General features: G+C 37.9%; 13 protein-coding genes. 6 read left to right on the forward strand and 7 right to left on the reverse strand.

Annotated features, from left to right (window positions below; translation table 11 throughout):
• Positions 1-543: 543 nt before the first annotated feature.
• The 3 genes from ACGE0T_RS12340 to ACGE0T_RS12350 all read left to right on the forward strand — a co-directional run bounded on the left by ACGE0T_RS12340 (position 544) and on the right by ACGE0T_RS12350 (position 6,546).
• On the forward strand, positions 544-3,957 hold the full coding sequence (locus tag ACGE0T_RS12340; protein WP_459186942.1) for a SusC/RagA family TonB-linked outer membrane protein: 3,414 nt from the start codon (positions 544-546) through the stop codon (positions 3,955-3,957).
• Between the two features lie 20 nt (positions 3,958-3,977).
• On the forward strand, positions 3,978-5,843 hold the full coding sequence (locus ACGE0T_RS12345) for a SusD/RagB family nutrient-binding outer membrane lipoprotein (RefSeq protein WP_459186943.1): 1,866 nt from the start codon (positions 3,978-3,980) through the stop codon (positions 5,841-5,843).
• 70 nt (positions 5,844-5,913) lie between these two features.
• On the forward strand, positions 5,914-6,546 hold the full coding sequence (locus ACGE0T_RS12350; RefSeq protein ID WP_459186944.1) for a hypothetical protein: 633 nt from the start codon (positions 5,914-5,916) through the stop codon (positions 6,544-6,546).
• Between the two features lie 178 nt (positions 6,547-6,724).
• On the opposite strand, the gene ACGE0T_RS12355 is transcribed toward ACGE0T_RS12350, so the two are convergent.
• The 4 genes from ACGE0T_RS12355 to ACGE0T_RS12370 all read right to left on the reverse strand — a co-directional run bounded on the left by ACGE0T_RS12355 (position 6,725) and on the right by ACGE0T_RS12370 (position 9,644).
• Entirely contained in the window at positions 6,725-7,723 is a 999-nt protein-coding gene (locus tag ACGE0T_RS12355) for a M28 family metallopeptidase (RefSeq protein ID WP_459186945.1), read from the reverse strand.
• A 221-nt stretch (positions 7,724-7,944) separates the two neighbouring features.
• Positions 7,945-8,109: a hypothetical protein gene (locus ACGE0T_RS12360; RefSeq protein WP_459186946.1), complete on the reverse strand. Its 165-nt coding sequence runs from the start codon at positions 8,107-8,109 to the stop codon at positions 7,945-7,947.
• 184 nt (positions 8,110-8,293) lie between these two features.
• Positions 8,294-8,836, reverse strand: a complete 543-nt coding sequence (locus ACGE0T_RS12365) for a beta-class carbonic anhydrase (protein ID WP_459190461.1) — start codon at positions 8,834-8,836, stop codon at positions 8,294-8,296.
• A gap of 34 nt (positions 8,837-8,870) precedes the next feature.
• Positions 8,871-9,644 (reverse strand): Cof-type HAD-IIB family hydrolase, encoded by a 774-nt coding sequence (locus tag ACGE0T_RS12370; protein WP_459186947.1) that lies wholly within the window; start codon positions 9,642-9,644, stop codon positions 8,871-8,873.
• A 106-nt stretch (positions 9,645-9,750) separates the two neighbouring features.
• Between ACGE0T_RS12370 and ACGE0T_RS12375 the strand changes: the two genes are divergently transcribed.
• The 3 genes from ACGE0T_RS12375 (at position 9,751) to ACGE0T_RS12385 (ending at position 16,470) form a co-directional block, all read left to right on the forward strand.
• On the forward strand, positions 9,751-10,923 hold the full coding sequence (locus ACGE0T_RS12375; RefSeq protein WP_459186948.1) for a porin: 1,173 nt from the start codon (positions 9,751-9,753) through the stop codon (positions 10,921-10,923).
• A 384-nt stretch (positions 10,924-11,307) separates the two neighbouring features.
• Positions 11,308-14,535, forward strand: coding sequence for a TonB-dependent receptor (locus ACGE0T_RS12380; protein WP_459186949.1), 3,228 nt, complete (start codon positions 11,308-11,310; stop codon positions 14,533-14,535).
• A gap of 21 nt (positions 14,536-14,556) precedes the next feature.
• Positions 14,557-16,470 (forward strand): RagB/SusD family nutrient uptake outer membrane protein, encoded by a 1,914-nt coding sequence (locus ACGE0T_RS12385; protein ID WP_459186950.1) that lies wholly within the window; start codon positions 14,557-14,559, stop codon positions 16,468-16,470.
• 423 nt (positions 16,471-16,893) lie between these two features.
• On the opposite strand, the gene ACGE0T_RS12390 is transcribed toward ACGE0T_RS12385, so the two are convergent.
• From ACGE0T_RS12390 to ACGE0T_RS12400, 3 genes are all read right to left on the reverse strand, one after another.
• Positions 16,894-17,556 (reverse strand): HD domain-containing protein, encoded by a 663-nt coding sequence (locus ACGE0T_RS12390; protein WP_459186951.1) that lies wholly within the window; start codon positions 17,554-17,556, stop codon positions 16,894-16,896.
• Between the two features lie 102 nt (positions 17,557-17,658).
• Positions 17,659-18,432 (reverse strand): LytR/AlgR family response regulator transcription factor, encoded by a 774-nt coding sequence (locus ACGE0T_RS12395; protein ID WP_459186952.1) that lies wholly within the window; start codon positions 18,430-18,432, stop codon positions 17,659-17,661.
• Positions 18,425-19,450, reverse strand: coding sequence for a sensor histidine kinase (locus ACGE0T_RS12400; protein WP_459190462.1), 1,026 nt, complete (start codon positions 19,448-19,450; stop codon positions 18,425-18,427). Before ACGE0T_RS12400 ends, ACGE0T_RS12395 begins: the two co-directional genes overlap by 8 nt.
• Between the last annotated feature and the right edge of the window lie 4 nt (positions 19,451-19,454).

Genomic DNA, 19,454 nt, shown 5'->3' on the forward strand with positions numbered 1-19,454 from the left:
TTTAGTTCTAAAAGAACTCTGCACATTTCATATCTGCGCCAAAGATATGAAATTTTTATGTCTTTGTGTTATTTTTCTAAAAAAAACACGTTGTCATTTCAATTTTAACAATTAGGAAATTGCATTATTATTGTTAATCAACATATATACAATATATTACAAGATGTACTTTAACATTTATAAAAATTAAGTTTTAGGCGCTATACTTCTCTTCAAGATATAAATTTTCTATTAATAAATACATTATAAAATATAAGATGTATCAATGACGCTCATTTGTATACTTTTTATACAGATGGGGAAAATATTTACTACATTCTGTATATCAACACCTTAAATCCTTTTTATAAACTTTGGTTTATATAGAAGTTCTTTTAGAACCAAGACCAACTTCCACATAAATCTGCACAGTTCTTTTAGAACTAAAGTAATAAACGCTAAAATAAAGTAACACTATACCTAAAAGCCTCCATATTTCAAAAGCACTATATAATATTAATATTTAAACGATTATATCTCTTTCAATTTAATTAAACACAAATTATGCTGAAAAAATTCAAACCTATTAGCTTAATTCTATTGGCAGGTGCATTTTCTCTCCCAGGAAGCATGTATGCTATTACAGAACCAGCCAATCCAAGCACAAACATTTCCCAACAAAACGGGAAAGTAACAGGTACTGTTGAAGATGAGTTCGGTCCTGTTACCGGAGCGTCTGTGGTAATAAAAGGGACAACCAATGGTAACATTACCGACATGGATGGTAAATTTACTTTGGAAGATGTAAAAAATGGGGATATTATTCAAATATCTTTCATTGGCTACGTAACTCAGGAAATCAAGTACACAGGACAACCTACCCTGAATGTTAAGTTAGCTGAAGATACCCAGAAATTAGACGAAGTTGTGGTTACAGCTTTGGGTATGAAACGTTCTGAAAAGGCACTGGGTTATGCTGTAACAGAATTAAAAGGTGACGAGCTGAAAACAAATGCAATTAACCCTGTTGCATCCTTGCAAGGTAAAGTTGCCGGTGTGGAAATTGCTAGTTCCGACGGTGGTATGTTCGGTGCAACAAAAATCCAGATTCGTGGTGCTTCAACTTTAAATGGAAATAACCAACCTATTTATGTTGTCGATGGCGTAATCTTATCCAATGATTTGTCCGGTACCGGCTCTTCTGACTGGGATTCAAACGCTAACGACTACGGTAACATGTTAAAAAACTTGAACCCGGATGACTTTGAAACGGTTTCCGTATTGAAAGGTGCGGCAGCTACAGCATTGTATGGTTCTCGTGGTCTGAACGGCGCAGTCGTAATTACGACAAAAAGCGGTAAAGGAGCAACTGGCTTCGGTGTATCCGTTTCACAAACATTCGGATTAGACCATGTCCATGGTGGCATGCAACGTCAGATGGTTTATGGTCCGGGTAATTATTCCGGTAATGTAGACTACGGAACCCCTGATGCAAACGGAAAATTCCAGAAATGGGATAACTTAAACCAATTCCGTTTGAATAATAATGGTCAAGCAACTGTTATTGGTCAAACCAGTCGTTTGTGGGGTCCTAAATATGACGGAAGACAAATCGAAAACTATGACGGTACGATGACTTCTTATTCCCCGATTGAAAGCAATATGAGCGATGCTTACCAAACCGGGCTGAACTCCAATACAAATGTTGCAATACGTGGAGGTAATGAAAAGACTACTTATTACTCCTCTATTTCTTATAAAAAGGCAAAAGGTGTTGTAGAAAACAATGATTTTGAACGCTATTCTCTTTTATTGAAAGGTTCACAAAAAATCAGCGAACGCTTAGATATGAATGCATCTATCAGTTTCGCCAATTCTACGCCTAAAAACGCTCAGAAGAACATTGGAGAATCATTTGCTACTGGGACATATCCGACCATGTATAATACCAAATATTTCCGTGATAAATATTTAGGGACCAAACATACCGGTATGGCAAGTAAAGACTATAATGATACATATGCCAATGTTCCCGGTAAAGATTTGTGGTTCGAAATAGATAATTTTGACTATACTCGTAAAGAAACAGTAGTACGTCCGACTGTCGAGTTCAACCTTAAATTAATAGATTGGTTACAGTTCCGTGCTGAAGGAAACATGAACTATTATTATACAAGCTGGGAAAACAAACAGTTAGGTAAGGGCTTTAATAACGATGGTGGTTTCTATGAAATGGGGCAAGATTATAGTAAGCAGACTACTTTTGCAGGTACATTCACAGTGAACAAAGACGTTAAAGATTTCCACATCGGCGGTTTCTTACGTGGTGAATATTATACAACATCCAGTGGACATCAATTATCAAAAACAGATGGTGGCTTGGTTGTTCCCGGACAATACTTTGTTAATAACTCTAAAAACACAGTTAAAACAGAAGCTTCAATCAAGGATACAAAACGTATCTTATCTGTAGTAGCAGCAGCAAACCTCTCATGGAAGAACCAGGTATTCTTGGATATTACCGGACGTAACGACTGGTCATCCGGTTTAGTTTACATGAATGGAACTGGTAATTATTCTTATTTCTATCCTTCAATCGGCGGTTCTTGGTTGCTTAACGAAACTTTTGATTTACCGGAATGGATTTCATTAGGAAAGATTCGTGCATCATGGGCTCAGGTTGGTAATGATGCCAGTGCATATTCTATCTATTCTTACTATTCTTTGGGTTCATTATTGCAGCCTAACGGAAATAACATCTTCACCAACAGTTTCAGTGATGACCAGAAAAAATTGTTTAGCCCCAATTTAAAACCTGAACGTAAAAACTCATGGGAAATTGGTTTGGACTGGCGTTTCCTTAACAACCGTATCGGCATTGATGCTACTTATTATAAGGAAAATACAACCGACCAGATTATGACAATTGCAATTCCGTCTGAATCAGGTATCAGCAAACAATTAATCAATGCCGGTAACATCCAGAACAGTGGTGTTGAAATCGCATTAAACACAATTCCATTCAAAAATAAAGAATGGGAATGGACATTAGACTTCACATTCACAAAGAACTCCAATAAAATCGTAGAACTTCACCCTAATGTAGCAAATTATATTGCATTGGAAGGAGATGTAGCTTATGGTAACTATCGTGTAGGTTCTGTAGCAATGGTTGGTGGTTCTTACGGATTGCTGATGTCTGATGCTATGCCGAAGAAAAATGAAAATGGAGAAACCGTATTGACATGGAATGACGACTTCCGTGCCGCTTATGCACAACGTAGCGGTACTGCGGAAGAAGTTGGTAGCATGGTCCCTAAATTAATGACATCTATGTCTACAGGCGTTACCTGGAAAAACCTGAGCCTGCGTGTTGCATTAGATGCTCGCTTCGGCGGAAAGATTGCATCTTACTCCAACAAATACGGACAAACTTATGGTTATACGAAATCGTCTCTTGATTTCCGAGATGAAGAACATGGAGGACTTTCATGGACATCAAACTATGCAGACTCCAGAGGCATGACTTTCAACGATGGCGTAATTCCTGAAGGTGTATTCGAAGCAGGAACAATCGTAACAGGTGTAGATGGCAAACAACATGACGTAAGCGGACAGAGTTTCGCCCAATTAGTTGCCAATGGAATTCTTGAACCGGTACATGCATCAACCTATCACTATTGGAGCAACAGTTGGGGTACCGGAACTGTAAACGACTACTGGGTACACGATCTGAGCTACATCGCACTTCGCGAAATTTCTCTGGGCTATCGTTTACCGAATAACATTTCTTCCAAATTAGGAGCAAAAGGCATTGCCGTTTCATTCAGCGCAAGAAACCTGGGATACATTTATAACTCATTGCCTAATAACCTGAATCCGGAAGGTATTCGTAGTAACAAATCTGCTGAATTCCGTGAACGTTCAAACAACCCGATCACATCCAGCTACATGCTTACTATCAACTTGGATTTCTAATTTAATAAAAGACAATTATCATGAAATATAAATCAATTATAACCGCCACAATCTTAGGAGCCTCTCTTATTGCAACTCCAGGATGTAAAGACGATTTTGCGGAAGTGAACACCAACCCGTCCGCCGTGACAAAAGCGGATGTCCGCTACTTGTTCACACAAGCTCTGGCCGAATTCGAACCTTCAAAATACCAACAATGGTTTTATAATAACCTGGCATATACCCTACCCTGGTCACAATCAGTTGTCATGCAGAAAGGAAATACATCCGATCTTAACATGATGGGAGCCTATGAAGGTTCACAAAGCCAGGTTATCAACGTAAAATTATATACGGAAGAAATCAAATATGCGCTTTCTTTAATGGAACAGGAAGAACAGGATAAATACCAAAATATTACCGCAATGTGCAAACCCTTGTTGGTATATCTGGGTATTTTCGGTACGGATATGTACGGTTCTTTAGCCTATACGGAAGCTGGAAGAGGCTTACATGAAGAAATCCTGACACCTGCTTATCAAACACAGGAAGAATTATTTACACTCTGGTTAAAAGAGCTGGATGAAGCAATAACCGTATTGACTTCCAATCTTCCTAATCAGATAACATTGGGTGCACAAGACTTTGTATACAACGGAGACTTAAATAAATGGGCTAAATTTGCAAACTCCTTGAAATTAAAAATTGCAGTCCGTATGTTGCATACAAATAAAGCAGAAGCTTTAAAAATTGCACAGAATGTAGCAGAAAGCCCTGTTGGTGTTATGTCCAGCCTGAATGATGATTTCTTCTACTGCAAAGGTGCGCAGGAATATCATTTTGGAGATGACATATTAGATGGACAAGAAAAAGGTATCGGTGCTCAGCAATTAATCAATTTCTTAGTAGAAAATAAGGATCCACGTGTTCGCTTTATTTTCCAAAAGAACGATTTTAACAGCAAAGTGATAAATGCTTTCTTAAAACGTGATATTAAATTACCTCCTTACATTGAAGCTAACATCAATACTAAAACAGAAGGTGGTGTAAAGAAATTTGACGGATGGAAAGCTCCAGGTGAACCTTGGGTACGTTATTATGGTGCTCCGGTAAATACCAAAGCTCGTGAAGACGCAGAAACAAACAATGCTTATTTCAATTACGACAAATTTAAAATTGACAAAAAGCAATACTACCCACTGGCACGTATGAACCGTGAAATGTTACAAGGACAGAAAGAATATACCTTCCCTGATGATCCGGATGTAACAGCAGAAATTGACAAACAGCAAAATGCATGGTATGGTTTGCATTTCTCTTCCGGCGAAGTACAGCTTTATCTTGCGGAATTAAAATTGATTGGTGCAACTCTTCCTCAAAGTGCAGACACTTATTTTAAAGAAGGTATTCGCCTATCTGTTGAAGAATATAACAGATTAGCTGAATTAAATAAGATTCCGTATTATTCAAGTGTATACGATAGAGATTATGAGAAACCTTTAAAGTTAAACGACGGTGAAATTGACGACTTATTGAATCAGCCGGCTTACACTTTAACAGGCTCCCCCAGAGAACAGCTGGAAAAGGTATACATTCAGCAATATATTCATTTCCTACTATTCCCGACTGACCAGTTTGTACAAGTTCGCCGTTCAGGTGTTCCGATGAGAGGAAGTAATATTTTAGCATGGCAGGATTTCACAACAGCTGGTGATCCTAACTTTGCAATCCCTCGTAGATGGACTCTGTCTGCACCATTAGAAAGTGATTTAATGTATACTATCAAAAGTAATGCATTCAAGGCTCAGGGCTATACCACAGGAACTCAAGATCCAAAAATCCTCAACACAGAACGTGTTTGGTATGACAAGAAAGCTCCGAATTTTGGTGAAGGCCCGAATTTCTAAAATGAAATCTATATGATTAAGGAGGACTATGAAAGTCCTCCTTTTTTATTTAACTTAAAACTATCAGGATATGAAACGAACCATATTAACTATCTTATTTATTATTGGAGTAGCCCATCTCTATGCCCAAAAGAATCCGATATATCTTCTAAACGATTTCACTCAGGGAACCGTATTAATGAAGAATGGTTCAAAAGCAGTAGCTTTATTAAATTACGATGCTTGCAACCGGCTAATGAAATACAAAGAAAAGGATGATATTATGATTCTTACCAACACACAACAGGTAGATACCATATTCATATCCTCCCACAAGTTTATTCCGGCGAACCGTTCTTTCCTTGAAATAATAGATATGCCGAATGGAAAAGCATACATCAACTGGTCATTAAAGGAAACATACAAAGGCAAAATAGGAGCCTATGGACAAACCACTCAAAGTAGCACTACCACCACTATTAATACCAGTTATTACAACAAAGGCATTTACAAAAATGAAAACAGAGATGTTATCGGTACCTACAATGATAACGATTACTGGTTTTACTTAAATAACAAATTCGTTAAATTTAAAAATGAAAAGTCCTTACTTAAACTTTTCCCTCAAAAAGAAGAGGCTATAAGGAATTATATAAAGGAATATAAAACAGATATGAAAACCCCCAAACAAATAATCGAACTAATGAACTACTGTTTGGAATGAAACCGGCTTAATGGAAATACGCAAAAAGAAACGAAAGATGGTTCTCCCTACTCTACTATTTCCAGGAATGAAGAACTTAAGTTAGTAAAACAATAAAATATATCTTTGTGATATCAAAAAGAATATGCCTGCCAAAAGCTTTATAATCGCTTGGCAGGCATATTTTGTATTATTCATTTTAGAACTTTTTCTCGTTCGCCAAATTCCACATATTAAGGAATGATGCTTTTGTTATATCAACAACTTTATTCCAATTAATCTTGTCTGCATGGTCACTCGGCATATGATAATCAGGATGACCATCTGTATGATACCAAATAACCGGAATATCCAACAAAGCAAAAGAAGCATTATCGCTACCTCCTACCGGTTTATCCCAAGGACGATAATCAGGGGTAAGATTTAAATTATACTTTTTGATATCATTCTTCAGCCAGTCACCGAATACCGGATGCGCTTCTGTATAAAAATAGACTACATGGGTCGGTTTTGCTTCATTATTATTGCGACCGATCATATCAAAATTCAGATACCCTTTTACCTTTTTAATCCCAGGGAAGTTCTGTACGAAATATTTTGAGCCCAACAAGCCTTTCTCTTCCCCATCCCAAAAAGCAAAAATAACTGTACGTTCCGGTTTTTCTCCGGTAGCCAGAAAAGCTTTAGCTATTTGAAGAACAGCCGATACCCCGGATGCATTATCATCCGCACCATTGTAAATCTGGTCGCCCTCCAACATAGGGTCAACCCCCAAATGGTCATAATGAGCACCTATAATAACATATTCATTCGGATTCTTACCCTCAATTTTTCCCAAAATATTCCGCATGGATAATTTCTGGTGAACTCCTTGTTTTAATATTGCAATCGAATCCGGATGAACCTGAAAACGACCTCGCTTCTGACGTTCCTTATTATATGCATCAAATGGCTGGTAATAGGTTTCAAGCAAAGGAGAAATACCCATCGTTTTCAAATTAGATACAATATATTCACCTGCAATACGACCACCATGGAAACCAGCCTCACGTCCTTCCAAATCATCACTGGCAAGAAAACCGATATATGCCTCAGCATTTTCTTTGTTGATTACATCCAATCCTTTTTGCTGTGGAGATTGAGCCCACAATGTTGTACACAGTACAAACGAAGTAATTAATAGTCCTGTTTTTCTCATCTTATTATATTTAGCTCAGCATTTAAAATCTGAATGACCTTCAGACAAAGATAGTTCGAAAAAAAAACATCACAAAATCTAAAAAAAAGAAGTACACAAAAGGGCATAAAAAAAGGCTACTCTCCACCGCTTATAGTGTCGAATGCCTCATCTACTCATCTCTCTCACCTTCCGTGAAAACGGCGGTGAAGAGAACCCATCAAAAAAATTATACTAATAAATTAATTTTCAACTTTAGAGCTTTCGCTCATTTCGTTCATTAGACGACGAATTTCAGCATTTAATCGCTGGCACATTGATCCATTTCCTATTGACTGATAACGGTCAGCCTGATAACGCAACATCGCTAAAGTACGCAAACTTTTTTCATTTCTACTTGCTATCATAATTTCAAAATTTATGCTTTCCACGCTTGGAAAGCCTGTTAATAATAAAAACCTAAACTTTCTCTTTTTCTTTTACACTGCAAATATAAGCATTTTATTTGAATATATGCTATACAACATATTAAATTCTTATTTCATTTCTATTTATTTAACATTACGAATCATTAAATTGTTCACGATTTTATTATATAACCTGAACTAATTCCCCTGTAACTGAGTTTATTATAAATCCATAAACGCTTATATCTGAAGGGATCAATGGATGTGTCTTAACCAAATCGACTGTTTTACAAACTGCGCTTTCCACATCATTAAATCCATTTAACCAGGTATCGACATTCAATCCGCAATATTTCAGCATTTGTAGATTCTCATCCGTAATGCCTCTTGCTTTCATATTCCGGATCATCCGTTCGCTATTCAACTGCTGTGCGCCGCAATCAGTATGTCCGATAATCATAATTTCTTTTACCCCCAGTTCATAAACAGCAATCAGCAAACTCCGGACCGCACTACCAAAAGGATGTGAAATTACTCCACCCGCATTCTTTATAACCTTAACATCCCCATTTTTAAATCCCAGAGCTGCAGGAAGTAATTCTGTCAACCGAGTATCCATACATGTTACGATTGCAATTTTCTTGTCCGGATACTTATTTGTTATATACTGTTCATATCCTTTATTCTTTACGAATTCACGGTTGAAATTCAATATCTCATTTAATATAGGCATATGTATATACATTAATATAATTCAAACATCAAATCACCCCAAAATGTTTCAATGCCTTGAAAATTCCATCATCATCGACAGAACTCGTCACATAAGCGGCTGCCGCTTTCACCTCATCTGCGGCATTTCCCATAGCAACACCTAAACCGGCATGTGCCAACATTTGGATATCGTTCCCTCCATCGCCAAAAGCCATACATTCGTTCAGATCAATTCCAAAATGTTGCAACATTTTATCTATACCGACTTTCTTACTACTTCCTGCAGGAACAACATCTGTGAACAAGGGGTTCCAGCGGGTTGATTCGCAATGGGATAATACAGGCATAATACGCTTTTCCTGTTCTGCTGTAAAGAAAGCTATCAACTGATACACAGTCTGATCACAGACCTCTTCCACCGGACGTATCGGGGGAGCTGGAAAATTCAACATATTGAATACTTTATTAGCCGACTCATCTATATAATTCATCAGGATATCTTTTTCCATTACAAAAGCACAAGGAAACGTATCTTCCTTCTTCATATAACGAATTAACGACTCTATATCTTTATTCGGAATACTATGTTTATAAATCACATCATGACCGGCAAAACAATATCCGCCATTCAATGTAACATAACCATCAAATTGCAAGTTCCCTAAATTATTTATGGAAATATAGTGGCGCCCTGTAGCAATAAAAACTTTTATATTTTTTTTTCTTAATAACTCCAGTGCATCAATAGTAGATTGCGGCACTTGATGAGTTTCAAAGCTCACTAAGGTTCCGTCTATATCAAAAAAAACAGCTTTAATCATCTTTCTTATTCTTCTTTTATTCAAAACAAAGGTAAGAATAAATATGAACACTTTTCTTGCATTCAAAAACTTATTATATTTAGCGAACATAAATAAAGATCTAGAAATGAAAAAGCTTTTTTGTCTATTAATCAGTACCCTTATTACTTTACCATCTTATTCTCAAGAAATTGAACAAGAGAACACCCCAGGCCAGGAACCAACATTGGTTGAACGCCTTACACATGGTAAAACCGTAATTAAGAATGTGGAAATGAACCTTCAGTTATTCACTTCTGCGAATGCCAATTTCGTAGATAACACTTTTGATGATATGAATTTCAAGTTGAATCGTCTCAGGCTGGAAATTAAAGGTAATGCCATGAAAAACCTGACATATCATTTCAGGCAATCATTTAATAAATATTCAAATCCTTATTCAGTCGATAATTTATCTTCATCACTTGAATTGGCATACCTGAATCTAAACATTCACAACAAGTTTGGAATCAGTGTAGGTAAACAGTTCGTGAACTTAGGAGGATATGAATATTATGTCAATGCCATTCGAGTACGTGAATTCAGTGAATTCAATAATCTGCTGACCTGTTATCAAGCAGGCGTCTCCGGTTATTGGTATATTACTCCAAGCCAGGAACTTTCTTTCCAAATAATGAATAATAAACATGATGAAGATAGTAAAATTTACCCTAGTGGCCTACCTGAAGGATACCAGGAATCTAAAATCCCATTCATGTATGTGGTTAACTGGAACAGTTCTTATTTCAACAATGTATTACAATTACGATATGCTGCAGCTATGGGGCAACAAGCAAAAGGTAAATATTCTTATTATCTTACTTTCGGTAATATCATCGAAAAAGGTCCATTGCTCGCTTATATAGATCTAATGTATACACGCCAGAGTGTAGACCAGCACAGCATGATTAGTTATCTTCCTACAACACCAAGAACTGCAGCTAACACAGAATATCTATCTGTTATTGCTGATGTTGACTATCGTTTTCATCCCCGATGGAATGCGTATATCAAAGGAGCCTATGAAACAGCACGGGTATATCAAAGTAACGGGACATTCGAAAAAGGTTTATACCGTACATCCTGGAATATACAAGGTAGTATTGAATATACACCATTCAAAAAAAGCGACCTGTTCGTTTTTATACATTACACCTACAGAGGCATTGATTTAAAAAAGCCTGCATTAAACCTGGGAGCAATAGATCCCGATACACATCGGATTTCATTAGGGTTAGTCTATGCAATCCCCATATTCTAAATTCAGATGTTCAATCATAGCCAAAACCTTTACTAATTTCACTTCTTTTTAGCTTTAACAACACCCCGACTTAATGTTAACCTTATTTTACATTTATAATGGGGTCATTTTTAATTTTACTGCGTTTTTAAATAGAAATATAAATAAATCCACATTTTAACCCTAAATATTTTTTGCCTATGACATAGAGATTATCCCTTAAAATCCAATACATTTTTATAACTAACAAATCATATTTTAATTACCAAGAGAAAACAACCCAATATGCCACGTAATAACTTTAACCATAAAATATACATAACCTGTATTATTCTTATGTCTATTTTACAAAGCTCAAAGCTTTACGCAGAGGCATTCGACTCACAATCGAACCCTCTTCCTTCGATGCAAGCTAATACAACACTTTTTGATGTACTTCAATCTGTAGAAAAGAATAGTGAATATGTCTTTTTCTATTCCGACGAAGTACAATCAGAATTAAGCAAAAAAGTGAATGTTAATACAAAAGAGGCAAGTATTGAGAAATTATTAGCCCAGGTACTGAAAGGATCCGGTCTGAAATATACTATCAATGACCACCAAGTCGTATTATACAAAGAAAATGCCCAGCAACAACAGCCTCATGGGATTGCAATAAACGGAACTATCCGGGATTCGGAGAGAAACCCGTTACCTGGAGTAAATATCACAGTCAAAGGGACCACAATCGGCACAAGTTCCGATTTGGATGGAAATTATTTCCTAACTGTACCTGATAAAAAATCCATCCTGGTATTCCAATATCTGGGATTTGCCTCACAAGAAATAGAAGTAGGCAGCCAGCTAAACGTCAATATCGAAATGAAAGAAGACAGCAAGACTTTGGAAGAAGTTGTTGTCGTAGGTTTCGGTAAGCAAAAGAAAGTATCCATCGTAGGTTCTATTACCACTATTGAACCCAAACAATTACAAGTAGGAACTTCCCGCTCTATGAGTAACAACCTGGTAGGACAGTTATCCGGTGTAATCGGGGCACAACGTAGTGGTGAACCCGGATATGATAACTCCAGCTTCTTTATCCGTGGTATCTCTTCATTCAACGGCAATAATAATCCACTGGTATTGGTAGATGGCATCGAACGAAACTTAAATAATATCGACCCTGCTGAAATCGAATCTTTTTCTATTTTGAAAGATGCTTCCGCCAGTGCCGTTTATGGGGTACGTGGAGCCAACGGGGTAATTCTTATTAATACGAAAAGAGGTAAAACAGGTAAACCCGCAGTCAACATCCGCTTTGAACAAGGAGTTACGCTTCTTGGCAAACTACCAAAATTCGCAGGTTCTTATGATTATCTAAGTTTAATCAATGAAATTGCCGTAGATGAAGGAAAACCTGCCCCCTATTCTAAAGACGTACTGGAAAAATACCGTACAGGTGCAGACCCGGACCTTTATCCGGATGTAAACTGGATAGATGCAATCACCAAAAACAGTGGGCATAATACCCGTGCCAATCTGGATGTATCCGGCGGTAGTGAAATTTTACGTTATTCACTGGTCGGTTCCTTCTATAATGAAGGAGGAATTATCAAGCGCGACGAAAAACAAGCATGGGACTCTTCTTCGTCATTGAACCGTTACAATATCCGTTCCAATGTAGATGTAAACATTACTCCGACTACATTATTCCGTGTAAACATCGGTGGATATCTACAAGAACGCAGACGAGCACCGCAAAGCGTAGATGGTCTATTTTCTCTCGCCTTTGAAACACCTCCATACGTCCATCCAACCCAATATTCTTCCGGAGAAATACCTCGTGTAAAAAACCGTCAGAACCCTTGGGCACTTGCCACACAAACCGGGTATGAAGACCATAGTGAAAGTAATATTGAATCTTTATTCTCTGTTGAACAGGACTTAAAATTTTTCTTACCAGGATTAAAAGTAAAAGGCCTCTTCTCTTTTGACCGTCGTAGTGCAACTTCCGTGATACGGTCAAAATCACCGGATTACTATAATCCGGCTACCAAACGTAATTCTGACGGCTCATTAGACCTGACAATTGCAGACTATGGACAAGTTTTTCTGGATCATAAGCTCTCTGCTGAATATGGAAGCAAAAGTACTTATCTGGAAGGTTCTCTAAACTATGACAACACATTTGGGAAACATGCTATTGCCGGTATGTTTATGTATAACCAGAGAAGTCTGGACGAAGGACAAAAATTACCTTTCCGTTTCCAAGGTATAGCCGGGCGTTTTTCTTATACATACGATGGCCGGTATGTTGCCGAATTTAACTTCGGGTACAATGGTTCCGAAAACTTTGCCAAGGGACACCGCTTCGGATTTTTCCCATCTGCTGCAATAGGATGGATCATCTCTGATGAAGCATTCATGGAATCATTGAAAGATATTTTTTCCACCGCAAAAATTCGTGCTTCCTATGGATTAGTTGGTAACGACTGTTTAGGAAGCTCTCGTTCTTCCATCCGTTTTCCTTATCTAACAACTATCAATGAAACTGGTGGTTATCGCTGGGGTGTTGATAACGATTACCATCGTGCAGGACGTTGGGAAGGACAAGTGGGATCGCCTACTCTTACATGGGAAAAGGTAAAAAAATTAAATATCGGTTTTGATTTAGGACTGTGGAGCATGATTGACTTATCCGTAGATTATTTCCATGACTACCGCTATGATATTTTTATGCAACGTCAAACAATCCCTGCTTTCTCCGGATTTATACAAACGCCTTATGCTAATTTTGGCAAGGCAACCAACCAAGGTATAGACCTCTCTCTTTCTGCTAATAAAAATATAGGAAAAGATTGGATTATTATGGTTCGCGGTACATTTACTTATGCCCAAAGTAAAATTACAGAAAAAGATGAACCGGCAGGAGTCATTGGAACAAACCGTGCCCGTACCGGACATCCGATTAACCAAATATTCGGTCTGATTGATAAAGGTTTATTTACAGAAGATGATTTTCTGGATGTAGAAAAAGGTATTCTGAAAGATGGTATTCCTGTTCAGAAATTTAGCGATAAAGTTCGTCCGGGTGATATTAAATATACAGATATCAACGGAGACGGCATTATTAACTCTTTGGATGAATGTGCAATTGGAGGAACCTGGGACCCGCAAATCGTTTACGGTTTTGGTGCAACTATAAAATATAAAAGCCTGGACTTCGGTTGTTTCTTCCAGGGAAATGGAAAAACATACCGTATAATCGGAGGTAACAATTTTATTCCGGGCAGTGGTGCCGGTATGGGTAATATATATGATAACTATGGGGATCATTGGACTAAAGAAAACCCAAGCCAAGATGTATTTTGGCCCAGGTTATCCAGCTCTGCCAATGCGAATAATTCCCAATCATCAACCTGGTGGTTGCGCAATATGAGTATGTTACGAATGAAAAGCATTGAATTGGGATACAATTTCCCGAAAGAGAAACTACTTCCAAGCTTTATTAAAAGTGCCCGCATATTCGTTGCCGGCTCCAACTTACTGCAATTCTCCCAATTCAAATTATGGGATCCGGAAGTAGATACCAGCAATGGGCTACGCTACCCTATTATGAAATCCGTATCAATAGGGTTCGATGTCAATTTCTAATCAATTACAAACAGACATAAAATGAAAACACTCAAACATATTCTTTTAGCAAGTAGCTTATTCACACTTGCCTCTTGTTCGGATTTCCTGGATAAAGCACCAGATGACATGCTTGATCTCGAAATGATATTTAATGATAAAGTACGTACGGAAGATTGGCTTGCCGGAGTATATACGAATATTCCAAGTCAACGAAATTTCATGGATCAGGAAGGAGCTTTAAGTGATGACCAGAACCCATCCATCGGATGGCTTAAATTCGGGTGGGGAGTTATAGAAAAACAAACAGGTAACTGGAATCCCAACAGTGGCGACTCAAGAGGATATTGGGATAATCTCCCCAAACGTGTCCGCTCTGCTCTAATCTTTATTGCAAATGTAAAACCAAACACAGCCCAGCTCGTGACTCAGGAAGAAGTTGACCTGATGAAACTGGAAGCCCGTTTTCTGATTGCTTACTATCATGCTATTTTAGTAGAGACTTATGGGCCTGTCCCCTTTAATCCTGATAAGATATTTTCACTTGACACACCAGATGATGAATTAATGATGACCCAGGCACCAGTAGATTCTATTGTCGACTGGGTAGACAAAGAGCTATTGGAAGTATCCAAAGGGCTACCTGCTGTCTATTCGGATAAGAAAAAGTTCGGTCGTGCCACATCTCTCATGTGCCTCGCCGTACGTGCCCGCTTACTTCTTTTCAATGCAAGTCCGTTGTTAAATGGTAATCCAGACTATAAAGGACATGTGAATGCGAATGGCAGGGAATTATTCAGTTCCATCTATGATGCAAGCAAATGGAAACGTGCAGCAGATGCCAATAAAGAATTGATTGATGCAGCGCATGCCGCCGGTAAAGACCTTTATAAAGTCTATAATGATGACGGCAGCATCGATGCTTTCCAGTCCTATCAATATATGTTGATGAAAAAAGAGACGGAAGGAAACAACGAAATCCTATTTGCCCGTCCGGACTGGGATCATGGAGGCACAAACAGTTTATGTACTCCCCGTGGTTGTTCCGGTAATGGAGGTTATGGTATCACCCAGTCACTGGTAGACGCATTCTTTATGGAAAACGGACTTCCGCCTATCCTTGGTTACACAAACGGGGATATTGGAAAACCTATTATTAATGATAAATCCGGATATATAGAAAAAGGATTCTCCACTAAGCCTGAAATACGTAATACCAAATGGATTGAATGTCAGGGAAACCAGGACAAACATAAAGGACAAGTAACTTTAGCAGATACTTATAATATGTACTGCCATCGCGAACCTCGTTTCTATATATCTGTTCTTTATAACCGTGCATGGTATCGTTCGGAAAACAGAACGACTCGCTTCCTTGTAGGCGAATGGGATGGAGGTATCACACATGATGCACCCCAAAATGGTTATCTGATGCGCAAGCTGGTACATCCGGAACATGATACACGTAATGGTATTCATCCTTACCGTCCAAGCATCAACTTCCGCCTCGCAGAAGCCTATTTGAATTATGCAGAAGCATTGAATGAAGCGGAACCGCTTCATTCAGACATACTTAAGTATGTTAATTTAGTACGGGAACGGGCTGGCATTCCTCAATATGGAAACGGAACAGGTATGATTGTTCCTCCAACTACCCAGGAAGGCATACGAGACCTTATCCACCGGGAACGCCGGGTTGAGCTTAATTGTGAATCCGGTATCCGTTATCAGGATATCCGCCGTTGGAAAATCGGAGAAGAAACTTTAAACCGTGATTTCTACGGTATGAACTACTTAGGTGAAAACCTAAGCGATAATGATAACGATCCGAAGGCTTTCTTTAAACGGACCGTCTATCAGACCAGAACCTTTACTAAGAAAAACTACTTTTTCCCGGTTCCACAATGGGAAATAGATAAGAATCCTAAACTTGTTCAAAATCCATTCTGGAACTAAAAAGCTCTTTTTAACAGAAAGCGTATGTGTGTCTTTATATTCAGACAGCATACGCTTTTCTATTTTATTTTTAACAGTCTGTTTTACCTGATAAAACTCGTTACCTGTCCGGATTCCGGTTCAGGAATAGCTTCTGTATTACTTTCTAAATTCTTGAGCTACCGAGCGATAGTCCCCCCCTAAGTTCGCATGACTTACATTCCTTCAGCTCTTGCGTAATTAAAGGTATCCGGAGTTTCAAAAGTTTCAAGCTGTGAAACAAAAAGTTTCTACTGCATGAAACTAAAGTTCCCTGCGGATGAAACTTTTAGTTTCATTACTTGAAACCGATTTGAAACTGTCATTAATCAAAAATACGTTCATAAAACTTATTGTAAACTTGATTCCTTATTATTGTATATTCGAGTTAATCAAATATACAAATTACAACAAGCATACCTCATTTATTTTTAAACGAAACTGAAGGCCTAAAAATTCGGCAGCCTTGCGACAAAGCAACATTCGATTAGTGAATATCTCGAAATAGTCCATTACAGCACAAATTTCGGTATTAATCTTCAAGTTCAAAGTAATGCTTTTTCCATCCTTGTCCAATACCACTTCCGAATGCTCGGCTGCATAATTCACACGGTCATGTATATCGAAATTTATTGTAGAGCGATTACGAACACGACTACGACGTACATCCGTTTTATCAGCAATGATAAGTGCCGCGGCAACAGCATTAACAGCAGCGGCAGTCAATTCGTCATGATTACCGATTGCAGTAATCACAGCTGCAACATCCACTGGAGCCATTCCCATTTTGTCCAAAATACGGAAAGCCATCATCGCACCACTTTGTGCGTGGTCGATACGGTTTACCACATTTCCTATATCATGCATAAAACCGGCAATCCTAGCCAATTCAACTTCGTGTGCACTATATCCTAATTGTTCGAGTAAATCACCTGCTACTTTAGCACATTTTGTACAGTGAGCAAAACTATGTTCTGTATATCCTATCTCTTTCAACGACTCGTCCGCTTGTTTAATGTAAGTCCGGATTTCTTCCGACTGGCGAACATCTTCATAAGTTACTTTCATTTTACTATGTTTTTATATATTAAAAACACAAAAATACCCGAATTGTTTTACCGGATGATAGAGTAAGCATGATATTCATACGGCAAACTCGCATCCTTTTCCTTAACAATTCAACCATAACTTGAATGACGATAGCTTTTCCTCGCTAATTGTTATCTGGGTTTTAGAAGGAGGATTTACTTTTACTATTATTTTCCCATTAAAGAAAGGTTCTGCATGGTCTATCGCATTTATACTGATAATTGTTTGACGATTAGCGCGAAAGAAGACTTTGGGGTCCAATTGTTCCATTAATTTATTTAGAGAAAGATCAATAATATGCTCCTGCCCTTTTCTCGTTACAGCAAATACAATTTTATTCTCGAAATAAAAATAAGCGATATCCTCAACCTGTAATGACCAGAATTTACTAGCCCCCCAAATCAGAAAGCGGGAACGATAACATTTTTCTTTATTCTGTAAAGTCTCGAGTAATGTATCCAAATAATTCGTTGATGTCTCCTTCCGGCACGACAATACGGTTTCATATTTTATAATAGCATCCAACAACCGTTTTTCATCCACTGGTTTCAAAATATAGTCTATACTGTTTACAGAGAAAGCACGTATTGCATACTGGTCATATGCTGTAGTAAAAATGATAATAGAAGTCGGTTTTGCCACCGACAAAAAATCGAATGAATTCCCATCGGCAAGCTGAATATCCAGAAACAGGATATCCGGATGTGAATTCTCCTGAAACCATAAAATGGCTTCTTCCACACATCCCGGTAAGACAGAAACGTTCCATTCCGGACGTAATCTGGTTACCATGGAATATAAAAGTCGGGCTGCCGGCACCTCATCCTCTATTATAGCTGCATGTAATTTACTCATATGATAATGGTACTTTTACAATAAATATTTCTTCCTGCTTTAATATAGTGATTTCTTTCCCCATCATTAACCTGCATCGATTGGATAAATTTGTCAGTCCGATGCCTGAAGGTGTTTGATTCTTACGGGGACGTACAGGATTAGTTACCACCAGATAATCGTTTTCTATTCCGATATGTATCTCCATTGGCTTGCTCATCGTAATAGAGTTATGCTTGATTACATTCTCCGTCAACAACTGTAAAGTTAAAGGAGGAAGCATACAGTCCATAAAATCCGGTGATATACAGACATTCCATGTAATACAGTTGCCAAGCCTTACTTCATGCAGAAACAAGTAGGACTTCATAAATTCCAATTCCTCTCCCAACGATATAAGCATTTTATCCTGGCACTGCAAGACATAACGATAAACATCCGATAAATTTTTAGTAAAAAGAACCGCATTATCCGGATTATATTCTATCTCTGCAATCAAAGTATTCAGACTATTAAACAAAAAATGGGGATTCAGTTGATTTTGTAGAGCTGTATAGCGAGCTGTATTATTTTCTTTCTGTAAATCTGCAGCCTGCTGTTGTAACTTCAATGTATTTTGCATAGACCTGTTCGCCAACAACAACCCCAAAACGACCAATTCAACCAACCACACAACCAATAAAATCCGTATCCCTCCATTTGGAAAAAAGAAAGGAGAAGAAGTGCCTGCCAGAAGTTTAGCTGTAACCAATATCCCGTAATTCAGTAAAAAGAATGTCAGCATTACTGCAGTATAGACCAATATAATTTTCCATTTCTTCCGGATATTCACGGCATACTGATTATTCATCCATGAACTGATACGCAAAGTACTAAACCCCAACAAATTAAATGCCGCTATAAAAAACAGAAAACCTCCCACAGAATAGAGCACACGAAAAACGGCATCCGAAAGGTCCGTATAACTAACCAGCAACAAGAAGGAAAAGGCTCCAAATCCTGAAAACAACAAACCATATAAGAATTTATTCCATTTCATAACG

It is taken from the genome of Parabacteroides sp. APC149_11_2_Y6 (assembly GCF_054506995.1).